A 12,711-nucleotide genomic window follows, 5' to 3' on the forward strand; every position below is an offset into this window, starting at 1 on the left:
TTCTTGGGTAAGGTGAGTATAGTTCATGATGCAACTTTGACTTTGGTCGGTCGGAAGCAAAATGCTAGCTCATCTTGCTTCTTTCCAATAATTTAATCTCTGTTGCACTTCATTTGAGAATCTAAGGTCTAAAAAAGGGGCAACTTATAAGTCTAAAAAAGGGGCAACGGGGGGAGCGTTGATTAAAATATATAAGCTTTAAAAATAAAAACAGCGGCTCGAAGGCCGCTGTTTAAAACAATCTATTGCGAATTAGTCTTGCTGAATACCTGCAACCACCCAGTCCTGATTTGAACCTGCTGGTTTAGTGAAATGCCAGATTTCTGCAAACGGTTGTGGCAAGCTGTTTAAGTCTTCGCTTACTGTACCGGTAAAACGTACGCTCACAATATACTGACCATTGTCTGTAGATGAGTCTACTACCAAGGCATTCAGATTTGAAAACTCGGCAACATCCTGATCCTGATTGTTCATGATGTCATTACGCATTGACTGATAAAGATCAGGAGTCAAGTAACGTTGAATTTCCGAAATATTGCTTGCTGTATTCATTGACTGAATATGGTTAAAACGCTGACGCGCTACACGCAAGAATGCTGCAGGTTCAGTACCATCCGGTAACTGGCTGCCACTTTGGGTATAAGCCGTGCCGAAAGGCGCAGTATTTACCGGTGCAGAACCAAACGGTGCATTATTGCTTGGTGTTTGCCCACCAACATTCTGGCCAAAGATATTGCTATTGTCACTACCGCGAGGTGCAGTCGGTGCTTGACCAAAAGGTGCTGTATTACCAGCACCGCTATTTGGCGAAAATGGATTAGAGGCTACTTTTTTTTTTGCGGCCATCTTACGGAAAATGAAGAAGGCAACAGCAGCAGCAAGAAGGATCCAGATCCAGCCTGGAATACCACCTTTTTCTTCTTCCTGTGCTTGAGCTGTCTGAGCTTCAGACGCTGCTACACTTTGATCGTCTGCCAAGGCATTGGCAGCTACGGCACCAATCGCGGCACCCGCTACACCGGCAGCAACCATACCACCTACACCTGGGCCAGATTTTTGCTGGGTTGCAGCACCGGCAGCTGGCGCTTGTTGGGCAGGCGCAGCTTGACGAGGTTGTTGATAAGATTGAGTAGGCTGTGCAGAACGTTGCATACCGTGACTTTTACCGCCACCGGCACGTTTTGCTTCAGCAGCAAAAGGCGCAACCAATAATACTGCTGTCAAGATACCTGTGATCAAACCGCGCTGTCGAACTTCCATTCATTTTTCCTATGAGAATAAAACCTGTTTGTACAGTCTATTTATATAGGCTTTGTGTGGAATTTCAATCAAAAATCTGTATTTTTTTTACGGTTTACTGCAAATTCACTGCCTTACGCTTAATTTAACTCATCACTTAAAGACATAGCTTCGCTCAGGGCTTCATGTAAACGGGCAACGGCAATGATTTGCACTCCTTCAATGGTTTTTTGCGGTGCATTACCTCGCGGTACGATAATGTATTTAAAACCATGCTTGATCGCTTCTTTCAGGCGTTCCTGTCCATTCGGCACGGGACGAATCTCACCAGACAGTCCGACTTCGCCAAAAACAGCCAGTTGTTGCGGTAAGGCCTTGCCACGAATACTCGAAGCACATGCCAGTAGTACTGCAAGATCTGAACCTGTTTCCGTGATTTTAAGACCACCGACAATATTGACATAAACATCCTGCCCGGAGGTTTGCACACCACCATGCCGGTGCATGACGGCCAAGAGCATATTCAGGCGGTTCTGATCCAGGCCCAGCGCGACCCGTCGAGGTTGTCCATGCGCATCATCGACCAAAGCCTGTACTTCGACCAGGAGCGGGCGAGTTCCTTCACGACTGATCATCACAATCGAGCCCGGAATCGCTTCATCATAACGACTTAAAAATATGGCTGAAGGATTGGAGACTTCCCGTAGACCTTTGTCGGTCATACCGAAAACCCCTAACTCATTGACTGCACCAAAACGGTTTTTGACTGCGCGGATCATCCGGTAGCGTGAGTCTGACTGACCTTCAAAATACAGCACACAATCCACCATATGTTCCAGTACACGTGGACCTGCCAGCGCACCTTCTTTGGTCACATGACCCACTAAAAATAAAGAGGTGCCACTATTTTTGGCAAAACGAGTTAGCAGGGCAGCAGATTCACGAATTTGCGACACTCCACCCGGCGCTGATTGCAAGGTCTCGGTATACAGAGTTTGGATCGAGTCCAGAATTGCTACGGCAGGACGTTGCTGAGCCAGCACTTCACATATACGTTCGACACAGGTTTCTGCCATGACTTTGAGTTGATCTGTGGGTAGGTCTAAACGCTGGGCACGTAACGCCACCTGAGACAGCGATTCCTCGCCGGTTACATATAAAGCCTGATTTTTGGCAGAGGCCATATGAGCAGCTGTTTGCAGCAAAATGGTCGATTTACCAATTCCGGGATCACCCCCGATCAAGACTACGGAGCCGGTCACCAAGCCGCCACCCAAAACCCGGTCAAATTCGCTGATACCAGTCGGTAAACGCGTTTCATGGGATACAGAAATCTGATTTAAGGTGGTGATCGTCGATGCCTGGCCTGCATATCCACCAGCGATTTTTGGCTGAGCGCGATGCGTAACTGCTGGTGCAATGGTTACTTCAACCAGACTGTTCCATTCTCCACATTCCGAACATTGTCCCCCCCATTTCGGATGGTCGGCACCACATTGTTGACAACGATACACACTTTTTGCTTTAGCCATATTTTAAGATGAAGCGATTGAAATTGAATGACAGCATAGCGGTGAATGCCATCTAAAACCAAGCCTCTCACCTGAAAAATCATGGTTTTTACGACAAGGCTTGTCGTTTTTATTTAGGCTTATTTGGAGAATATGCATCAACGCTGTCTATAATACCCGTCTTGTTATGCTGGAATGGAACAGATCTTGTCACAATTGCTGAAACATATTGATGCGATCGCACGTGAAAAAAACCGTGATGTGCTGTTTGTGCATTTCGATCATTATGTACACCCGGATCAGGATGCCCACTCGGTTCGCCAGATGCTGATTGATTGGCTAGAGCAACAGGACATTGTCTATATACCGTGTTTAGGGGTGGATCAAACCGTCCATAGTGAAATCTATCTGGGTGAGCTTTATCTGGATGTGCCTTTTGATCTGCATCATAAAACCTATCAAAAACTGAGTGGATATCTGGAAGATGAGCAGGGCAATATGAAAATTGAAGGCATTCAGTTTTTTGTTTTATCTTTAGGATTGGCACTGGAACTTGAATCTGATTGGGACAAGCTGGCCTGTAGTGGTTTACGGTCCTAAATTTTCATAATGAAAAATAGAAAAACTGAAGCATAAAAAGCCACGATTGACGTGGCCTTTTAGTATTTGGATTGAGAGTTTATACAATAGAGCGATTAATAAAGTTCACCAGATTTGCGTCTTGCTATGAAGTCTTTCGACTCCTTGGCAATCACGCCAGAGAGCAATAACAGAGCGATTAAGTTTGGAACCGCCATGAGACCGTTAAAGGTATCGGCGAATAGCCAGACTAGATCCAGCGTTGCAATGCAGCCGATAAAGACTGAGGCAATATAAATAATACGATACGGCAGAACGAATTTTTCACCGAGTAAATAGCTGGTACATTTTTCGCCATAGTAGCTCCAGCCTAAAATAGTGGAATAAGCGAAGAAAATGACTCCAAAAGTGACTACCCAGCCACCCACACCTGGCAGCAACTTGTCGAACACACCGATGGTCAGTACAGCACCGGTTTGGCCTCCAAATGAATTGCCCGCCATGATATAGCCCATGACCAGGACAATACCGGTAATTGAACAGACAATAATGGTATCAATGAAAGTACCGGTCATGGACACCAGACCTTGACGGGCTGGGTGATCGGTTTTTGCTGCTGCGGCAGCAATCGGTGCAGAACCCATGCCGGCTTCGTTGGAAAATACACCACGTGCCACACCATAACGAATCGCCGCACCAATCGCACCGCCCACTGCGGCTTCTCCAGTGAAGGCATAGGTGAAGATCATTTTCAGTGCGGGACCAACCAGTTCCAGGTTATTTAAAATAATAATTAAACCACCAGCCACATAGCCTATGGCCATAAAGGGAACAATCAGTGAGGCTGCTTTGGATATCGATTTAATTCCGCCCAAAATCACCAGTGCCGAAAAAGCAGTGATAATGATACCCGTCATCCAGGTTTCGATGCCCAGGCTGTTTTGAACCGCCAGCGCTACGGTATTCGACTGTACCGAACTGCCAATACCAAAAGAGGCGATTGCCCCAAAAAAAGCAAAAATCAGTGCCAACCATTTCCATTTCAGTCCGCGTTCGATGTAGTACATCGGGCCACCGGACATTTCACCTTTCTCATTTTTGATTCGGTATTTGACTGCCAGGACACCTTCGCCGTATTTAGTCGCCATACCAAACAGGGCAGTCATCCACATCCAGAACACTGCACCTGGACCACCTAGGACACAGGCAGTGGCCACGCCGGCAATATTACCGGTACCAATCGTGGCAGAAAGTGCGGTCATGAGTGAAGCAAATTGAGAAATATCACCTGCGTGGTCTGGGTGCTTGCCAAAGACCTGTTTAAAGGCTAGTGGGAGCATGCGGAATTGCCAGAACAGTAAACGGAAGGTGAGGAATACCCCGGTACCGACAATCAGTACCAGCATATAAGGACCCCAGACCCAGCCACTTAAAGTTTCCATTAAACTTTGTAAATTTTGCATAAAATTCTTCTTATTGATCCATGTCTGTTTAGTTCGAGATATTGATTAAAAAGCAATTGCTATGCCAGATGCACTCATCCAGAATGTATAAATTGGCTGAATAGTGTTCTATTTTTTTACATAATTTTAAGGCTTTGACAAGAAATTGCTGGCATATCACAGGTCAAAAATAAAGCGGAAATGTAACTGTAGGGCGATATAAGAAAAATAAATTAACTTCTTCAATTAATCAGGAAATACAAATGATGTGAATTTTATTTTTGTATTCAGCATTTTTTACGTTAATTTGTCGCAAGTAAAATTCGAAGTTGAAATCAATAATGTCAGAAAAATATAACAATTCGTCGGCAGAGCATGATGAATTAAAGCGGAGTTTATCCAATCGGCACCTACAGTTAATTGCCATTGGAGGCGCTATCGGAACCGGCTTGTTTATGGGCTCGGGTAAAACCATCAGTCTTGCAGGACCTTCGATTCTGGTGATCTATATGATCATTGGTTTTATGGTCTTTCTGGTAATGCGTGCACTGGGTGAACTGTTACTCTCCAATTTACAATATAAATCATTTATTGACTTTGCCACGGATCTGATCGGGCCTTGGGCGGGATACTTTGTCGGCTGGACGTACTGGCTATGCTGGATCACCATCGGGATCGCGGATCTATCCGCCATTATTTACTATCTGCAGTTCTTCAATAACGGCTTGCCCTTTAGCCCTGAAGAGGGGGTAATGATCAGTATTGCCTCGATTGTGTTTATCATGGGCCTGAATCTGGTCACGGTAAAACTGTTTGGTGAAATGGAATTCTGGTTTGCCCTGGTCAAGATTATCGCCATTGTGGTACTGATTGCTGTCGGCCTCTGGATGGTCTTTACCGGATTTACTTCGGACACTGGAACGGTCGCTTCATTTAGTCATATCTGGGAGCATGGCGGGATATTTCCTACAGGCGCCATGGGCTTCCTGGCTGGATTCCAAATCGCCATTTTCGCCTTTGTCGGGGTAGAGCTGGTGGGTACTACCGCGGCTGAAACCAAAGATCCAGAAAAGAACCTGCCGAAAGCGGTGAACTCTATTCCGATTCGTATCATTATTTTCTATGTATTGGCATTGCTGATTGTGATGTCAGTGACTCCATGGAACCAGATTGACCCGAATGTATCGCCATTTGTAAACCTGTTCAGTCAGGCCGGTATTGCTGCAGCTGCGATCATCATGAACCTGGTGGTTTTGTCCTCGGTAATGTCATCGATGAACAGTGGCGTATTCTCGACCAGCCGGATGCTGTTCGGTCTGTCGCGCGAAGAGCAGGCACCGGTTGCCTTTGGGCACTTGAACCGTCGTGCGGTCCCGGCAAATGCCTTGTATTTCTCTGCCGTGTGCTTGTTGCTGGGCGCAGCGCTTCAGTATTTTGTTCCAGATACTGTTCGCGCCTTTACCTTGGCAACGACTTTATCGACGATTCTGTTTATTTGTGTTTGGATCATCATTATCTGGAGTTACATCGTGTACTACAAAACACGTCCAGAGCTGCATGCCAAATCGACCTTTAAGTTGCCAGGCGGTTTGGTCACGTGTTGGATGGTGATTATATTCTTCCTGAGCATGATCGTGGTCTTGGCGCTGGAAGAGGATACCCGCCAGGCGCTGATGATCAGTCCGCTCTGGTTTGTCCTGCTGATCATTGGATATTTTGGTTTCTATAAACAGAAACATAAATAAACCTTATCAATAAAAACGTCAGCGATCTGCTGGCGTTTTTATTTGTCTAAAGATACTCTCTAGCGTTTAACGCTTGGGTCATGCTGAATGATCGCGTTATACTTCATCGAAACTATTACATTAGGTGGTCAGATGCGCCAAGTCATTTGCTACATCAGTATCTTAGCAACAGGTCTTGCTCTTGCAGGTTGTGGACAGTCAGGTGCCTTGCACTTGCCGAATGATCCGAATTATGACAAGCGTGCCAAGTATTTGTTATATAAAAATACTGACGCTAAGCCTAAAGCGTCCGATGAAGAACGCGAGATCCCCATGCCACAACAGTTTGCTGCACCTGCCGGTTCAGAAGACGCTACAACCACACCATAACGCTTTCAAAGAAAGGATACCTTCATGAGTTTCACCCGCATTAATGGGGTATTGCACGCTGAGCAATGTTCATTACAACAGCTCGCGGAGCAATTTGGCACACCTCTCTATGTTTATTCCAAAGTCACCTTGGAAAAGCATTTTTTAGATATGGATCGTGCTTTTGATTTTATCGATCATCAAATCTGTTTTGCGGTAAAGTCCAACTCCAATCTTGCGGTATTGAATGTATTGGCCAAACAGGGCGCCGGTTTTGATATTGTGACCGGTGGTGAATTGGCACGTGTGCTGAAAGCCGGTGGTGATGCATCGAAAATTGTATTTTCGGGTCTGGGTAAAACTGAAGCAGATATCAAAAAAGCTTTGGAAGTCGGTATTGCCTGCTTCAATGTGGAATCTTATGCCGAGCTGAACCGTATTCAAAAGGTCGCGGCTGAATTGAATGTCAAAGCACCGATTTCATTGCGCGTGAATCCGGATGTAGATGCCAAAACCCATCCTTATATTTCAACCGGCTTAAAAGAAAATAAATTCGGTATTCCATCTGATAGCGTGTTTGAGACTTATCAATATGCGGCATCATTGCCAAATCTGGATGTCGTCGGAATTGACTGTCATATCGGTTCGCAGCTGACCGAAACCCAGCCATTTGTCGATGCACTGGATCGGGTCATTGTCATGATTGAACAGTTAAAAGAGCATGGCATCCACCTTAAACACATCGATATCGGTGGTGGTCTGGGCGTGACGTATAAAGATGAAACCCCGCCATCTGTTGAAGAATATGCCAATGCGCTGCGCCCGGCTTTAGAAAAATTGGGCTTGAAAGTGTATATGGAACCGGGACGTAGTATTTCTGCCAATGCAGGCGTATTACTGACCAAAGTGGATCTGCTCAAACCAACCAATCACCGTAATTTCGCGATCATTGATGCGGCGATGAACGACCTGATTCGTCCTGCTTTATATGAAGCATGGATGGACATTCAACCTGTTACACCTCGTACTGATGTCGAAAGCAAAGAATGGGATGTGGTGGGTGCAATCTGTGAAACTGGTGACTTCTTGGGTAAAGAACGTGAGCTTGCGATCAAGGAAAATGATGTACTGGCAGTGCTTGGCGCAGGTGCATACGGTTTTGTGATGAGTTCAAACTACAACAGCCGTGGTCGTGCTGCTGAGGTGATGGTCGACGCTGATCAGGCGCATTTAATTCGTGAACGTGAAACGATTGAATCACTGTGGGAACGTGAGCATTTATTGCCTTAAGGAGTAGATCAGGATGTTGTTAGAATTTACCAAAATGCATGGTCTGGGCAATGACTTTATGGTGGTTGACCTGATCAGCCAGCGTGCTTATCTGGATAGCGTGACCATTCAGCGTTTGGCCAACCGTCACTTTGGGATTGGTTTTGATCAGCTATTGGTGGTTGAGCCACCAGATATTCCAAGTGCGGACTTTAAATATCGGATTTTTAATGCCGATGGTTCTGAAGTGGAACAATGTGGCAATGGTGTGCGCTGTTTTGCCAAATTTGTGCATGATCGTCAGCTGACCACCAAAACCAAAATCAAGGTACAAACGAAATCAGGCATTGTAGAACCAGAATTGGGCGCGAATGGCTGGGTACGTGTGAATATGGGCTATCCGAAATTCCTGCCTCAAGAAATCCCGTTTCTGGCCGATGCTCCAGAAAGCCTGTATGACATTGATCTTGCTGATGGTGAAAAGCTGACAATTGATGTGGTGAATATGGGTAATCCACATGCGGTAACCATTGTGGCGGATGTGATCGCTGCAGATGTTGCACGTATTGGCCCACAAGTTGAATCACATGCGCGTTTCCCGGCCCGGGTCAATGCTGGATTTATGCAGATTATTGATGAAAAACATGCACGTTTACGCGTGTATGAACGCGGTGTGGGCGAGACCTTGGCCTGTGGCACAGGCGCCTGTGCCGCAGCCATTTCAGGTATGCGCCGTGGTCTGCTGTCGAGCAAGGTTGAAATCGAACTGGCAGGTGGCAAGTTGCAGATTGAATGGAAAGAAGGTGATGTGGTCTGGATGACTGGACCAACGGCTACCGTGTATGAAGGACGCCTGGATTTACGTTACTTCCAGAGTTAGGCTTTATTCAGCTTGAGAAAAGCACTGTCTGATCGATGGTGCTTTTTTTTATGCTAGGATGGGGAAAATTGTAGAATTTGAACGAGATGAACACGCTTGTATTTTTGCCAGGTGCTTCAGGAATTCAGCATTTTTGGCAGCCGTTAAGGGCAGCATTAACTGAATATACGGATCAGCAGGTCATTGCCTATCCCGGCTTTGATGGTGGGGCGCCAAATTTAGCCATTCAAAACCTGTATGATTTACAAGGGTTCGTGAAAGAGCAGGTTAAGGATGATTCGATTCTGATTGCCCAGTCGATGGGAGGAGTACTGGCAGTTGGGCTGGCACTTAAGCATCCGCAGAAAGTCAAAGGACTGGTATTGTTGGCGACATCCGGTGGCCTGAATTTGAAATCATTTCACTGTGCAGACTGGCGAACAGATTATCGTGAACAGTTTCAAGCAGCACCGGACTGGTTTGTACAAGATCAAACTGAATTTAACCCCGATCAGCTCGCCAGCCTTGAAGTTCCAGTTTTGCTGATCTGGGGCGACCATGATCCATTAAGCACTGTTCAAGTAGGACAATACTTAGAAAAAAACTTTAAAAATGCAAAACTGCATATTATCAAAGGCGGAGATCATTTCTTTGCCAATACTCATGCAGATCAGGTGTCAGTACAGATTCAAGATTTTCTGGAGCAATTTTAAATGGAGCATGCGGTGATTGTGCCGCCTCAGCTGTTGCTCAATATGTGGCTGAAAGAACGAGAGATCCAGAACCAGTCCAAACATACTTTGCAGGCTTATGATCGCGATGTCTCGGATTTTTTGGAATTTTGCCAGCGTGAGCAGCTTAATTTAAACGATGTAGAAGCCACAGACTTGCGCCAGTTTCTGGCTCAAAAAGTTGAACAGCATCAGTTAAGTCCCAGCAGTCTTCAGCGCATGCTTTCGTCTATCCGTCAGTTTATGAAGTGGGCAGAGCAGGCACGGCATCTCGCTTTTAACCCCGCTGATGATTTTCAGTTAAAGCGCCAATCGCGTCCTTTGCCGGGTATGGTGGATATTGAAACGGTCAACCAGATTATTGATCAGCCTGCTCCCGAAAATGAAATACATCAGCAAATGTGGCTTCGGGACAAGGCGATTTTGGAATTGCTTTATTCCAGTGGCCTGCGTCTGGCAGAGCTGCAGAACCTCAGAATTAAAGATATTGATTTTAACCGGCAGTTGTTACGTATCACCGGTAAAGGCAATAAAACCCGGATTGTGCCTTTTGGCTCCAAGGCCAAAGACAGCGTCATGGCCTGGTTGCAAGTCTATCCTTTATGGAATGGCGATTTTGTGCCGGAGGCAAATGTATTTATTACCCAGAAAGGCAATCCGCTGGGTGCACGGCAAATTGAAAATCGGGTCAAGTTCCAGGCGCAGCGCGCAGGCGTCAATGTGGATTTACATCCGCATTTATTAAGACATTGTTTTGCCAGCCATATGTTGTCAAATAGCCGGGACTTACGTGCGGTGCAGGAAATGCTGGGACACAGTAATTTAACCACTACGCAAATTTATACTCATGTTGATTTTGATCATCTGGCACAGGTTTATGATCAGGCGCACCCGCGTGCACAGCATAAAAAGGATTGATCAGGCGCCAAGTGCTGTAGAGTGAAAATCATGAGCATTGTGTTTTTGGCACAAAACTTTCATATATAAACCTTAAAATGGAATTGAACTGAAAATTGGCGTTCTGTGGGGCACATCACTATTGTCTTATTTGTAAAGTGCGCCATTTCAGGTATAACAAGAACAAGTAATTAATATTTAAAATGAAGTATTGCTGAGCAGAGTCTCAGTATTTGGCGGAGGGGAGCTGGTATGGACACAATGGTGATTGCAGGTATAGAGCAAAAATATGCACGGTTAAGTGCAGCTCAAAAAGAGATGTTTGCAGGTTATGGTTTGCGACAAATCAAGCATTTTGTGGACATTAGCTTACCCAGTCTTGCAGCGACTTTACCTGAAGATGCCATCATTCAAGGGATTAATGCCGATGGTAAAGTTCAGGCATTTAATGCGACAACGGGACAATACTATTTATGGATTTCTGATTTGCAATGGCAAGTATCGAATCGTGCAACCCAAGCTGTCGATTTAAAAGAAGATGCAATTGCGATTTGGAAAATTTTTGAATTATCAGACCATGAACTGGTTGCTTTAAGTCATGTACATCGTGATTTTTTAGCACAAGAAACTCCCTAAACTCTCCAGCATCCATACAATAAAAAATAGGGTTCAATCCAGTATCTTTGCTTTGTTCAAGAAGAAAAGGTTGTCTTTAAATTATAGGCAACCTCACATTTTCTTTATCTTGGAACTTGCGATCTATGGACTTTCTGTACAGTTGGTGATTTAAGCTGGCTATTATTTACAGAGCTGAAATTAATAAACGCCGTTGCCACTTTTAATCAATCAATTCACTTATAAATCTTCTAAAGGCAGCTGGAAACTCTGTTTAATAATCTGACTCGGTAAATCCGTTTTAACACTGGTAATGCCATTTTTTTTGGTCAGATGTGTCGACTGGAATTTACGGTAACTTTCCAGATCAGGTACCACGACTTTCAGCATGGCATCACTTTCCCCCAAAATAATGTAGCACTCCATCACCTGGGGTAGCTCTTTCATCGCCTCAATAAAGGTGTCAATGGTTTCGGCGTCCTGACCGACCAGCCAGATGCGCGAAAATAAGATTAGCTGAAAGCCAATTTTTTGTTGATCGACAATGGTGGTGTAATTCTGAATGACACCTGCATCTTCCAGTAATTTTACCCGGCGCAAACATGAAGAAGGTGAAAGTCCGATTTCACGTGCCAGATCATTATTTTGAATACGGCCATTGGCTTGCAGATGTCGAATGATATTTTTATCAATCCGATCAAGTTTTACCCGCACAGACTTGGTGGATATTTTCATAAATTAGAATAATATTTGAAAAATAAGACTTATTATAAAATAAATTGAAAGCCAATTTTGTAAAAAAACGCAGATACTTACTTCACTTTCTGGAGCTTGAAAGGAAAAGGAAATGTCCGTATTTGTACTCTTTGCACTAACCGTGCTTCCCCTGATTTTTACGCCTGGACCCGATATGTTGTTTATCCTGTCTCAAGTGATGGGTAAAGATGCAAAAGCAGGCATGATGGCAACCGTAGGGGTGTGTTGTGGTTATCTGGTGCATTCAATTCTGGTGGCGCTGGGAATTGCAGCCATCATTGTCTCTTTTTCGGTGTTATTTGAAACGATTCGCTGGCTCGGGATTGCTTATCTTTTGTATTTGGCTTTTGGTTTGCTCAAATCGGTATTCAGTAAGAATGCACTAAATATTGAGAAAAAGACGTCAACCAATCCGATTCAAAAAGGTTTTTTTACCGCACTGCTCAATCCGAAAGGCATGCTGATTTATTTTGCAATTTTGCCGCAGTTTATTGATAAATCAGCCAATACAGTCAGCCAGGGTTTGATTCTGTCCTTTATTTTTATTAGTCTTATTTTTGTCGTGTATTGTGGCTTAAGCATTCTATTCAGCAAAATCAGTCAGAAAACTCAAATTGATGAACGTAAACAAAAATGGGTGGATGGAACTTCTGGTGGTTTACTGGCGCTTGCAGCAAGCTGGCTCATCATCAATTAATCTGGTTCCGAAAAGCATACTGT

The 12,711-nt window shown here is 44.7% G+C and carries 13 protein-coding genes; 9 read left to right on the plus strand and 4 right to left on the minus strand.

Annotated elements, in window-relative coordinates:
• Nucleotides 1-252 precede the first annotated feature (252 nt).
• Nucleotides 253-1,260 carry a Tim44 domain-containing protein gene (locus KUG37_RS12655; RefSeq protein ID WP_216933948.1) on the minus strand — a complete coding sequence of 336 codons (1,008 nt, stop codon included), beginning with the start codon at nucleotides 1,258-1,260 and terminating at the stop codon, nucleotides 253-255.
• A 119-nt stretch (nucleotides 1,261-1,379) separates the two neighbouring features.
• Entirely contained in the window at nucleotides 1,380-2,771 is a 1,392-nt protein-coding gene (radA, locus tag KUG37_RS12660) for a DNA repair protein RadA (RefSeq protein ID WP_216933949.1), read from the minus strand.
• A gap of 174 nt (nucleotides 2,772-2,945) precedes the next feature.
• On the opposite strand from radA, the gene KUG37_RS12665 reads away from it, so the two are divergent.
• Nucleotides 2,946-3,350 carry a hypothetical protein gene (locus tag KUG37_RS12665; protein ID WP_216933950.1) on the plus strand — a complete coding sequence of 135 codons (405 nt, stop codon included), beginning with the start codon at nucleotides 2,946-2,948 and terminating at the stop codon, nucleotides 3,348-3,350.
• 95 nt (nucleotides 3,351-3,445) lie between these two features.
• Here KUG37_RS12665 and KUG37_RS12670 read toward each other — a convergent pair whose 3' ends face one another.
• On the minus strand, nucleotides 3,446-4,792 hold the full coding sequence (locus tag KUG37_RS12670; RefSeq protein WP_216933951.1) for a sodium:alanine symporter family protein: 1,347 nt from the start codon (nucleotides 4,790-4,792) through the stop codon (nucleotides 3,446-3,448).
• A 320-nt stretch (nucleotides 4,793-5,112) separates the two neighbouring features.
• On the opposite strand from KUG37_RS12670, the gene KUG37_RS12675 reads away from it, so the two are divergent.
• The 7 genes from KUG37_RS12675 (at nucleotide 5,113) to KUG37_RS12705 (ending at nucleotide 11,256) form a co-directional block, all read left to right on the plus strand.
• A complete protein-coding gene (locus KUG37_RS12675; protein ID WP_216933953.1) occupies nucleotides 5,113-6,516 on the plus strand; it encodes an amino acid permease in 1,404 nt (467 codons plus the stop codon).
• A gap of 132 nt (nucleotides 6,517-6,648) precedes the next feature.
• Nucleotides 6,649-6,885 (plus strand): lipoprotein, encoded by a 237-nt coding sequence (locus tag KUG37_RS12680; protein ID WP_216933956.1) that lies wholly within the window; start codon nucleotides 6,649-6,651, stop codon nucleotides 6,883-6,885.
• A 24-nt stretch (nucleotides 6,886-6,909) separates the two neighbouring features.
• Nucleotides 6,910-8,154 (plus strand): diaminopimelate decarboxylase, encoded by a 1,245-nt coding sequence (gene lysA / locus KUG37_RS12685; RefSeq protein WP_216940508.1) that lies wholly within the window; start codon nucleotides 6,910-6,912, stop codon nucleotides 8,152-8,154.
• 13 nt (nucleotides 8,155-8,167) lie between these two features.
• A complete protein-coding gene (dapF, locus tag KUG37_RS12690; RefSeq protein WP_216940510.1) occupies nucleotides 8,168-9,013 on the plus strand; it encodes a diaminopimelate epimerase in 846 nt (281 codons plus the stop codon).
• 86 nt (nucleotides 9,014-9,099) lie between these two features.
• Nucleotides 9,100-9,705: an alpha/beta fold hydrolase gene (locus KUG37_RS12695; protein ID WP_216933963.1), complete on the plus strand. Its 606-nt coding sequence runs from the start codon at nucleotides 9,100-9,102 to the stop codon at nucleotides 9,703-9,705.
• The gene (gene xerA, locus KUG37_RS12700; protein ID WP_216933965.1) at nucleotides 9,706-10,641 is read left to right on the plus strand and encodes a site-specific tyrosine recombinase/integron integrase; all 936 of its coding nucleotides are present in this window, start codon (nucleotides 9,706-9,708) and stop codon (nucleotides 10,639-10,641) included.
• Nucleotides 10,642-10,872: 231 nt separating this feature from the next.
• Nucleotides 10,873-11,256 (plus strand): hypothetical protein, encoded by a 384-nt coding sequence (locus KUG37_RS12705; protein WP_216933967.1) that lies wholly within the window; start codon nucleotides 10,873-10,875, stop codon nucleotides 11,254-11,256.
• 219 nt (nucleotides 11,257-11,475) lie between these two features.
• Here the strand turns inward: KUG37_RS12705 and KUG37_RS12710 are convergent, their stop codons facing one another.
• A complete protein-coding gene (locus tag KUG37_RS12710) occupies nucleotides 11,476-11,970 on the minus strand; it encodes an Lrp/AsnC family transcriptional regulator (protein WP_004645712.1) in 495 nt (164 codons plus the stop codon).
• 112 nt (nucleotides 11,971-12,082) lie between these two features.
• Here KUG37_RS12710 and KUG37_RS12715 point away from each other — a divergent pair, with 112 nt between their 5' ends.
• Nucleotides 12,083-12,688, plus strand: coding sequence for a LysE family translocator (locus KUG37_RS12715; protein WP_216940512.1), 606 nt, complete (start codon nucleotides 12,083-12,085; stop codon nucleotides 12,686-12,688).
• Nucleotides 12,689-12,711 lie beyond the last annotated feature (23 nt).

The organism is Acinetobacter sp. BY419, from assembly GCF_019038395.1.
GTDB lineage: Bacteria > Pseudomonadota > Gammaproteobacteria > Pseudomonadales > Moraxellaceae > Acinetobacter.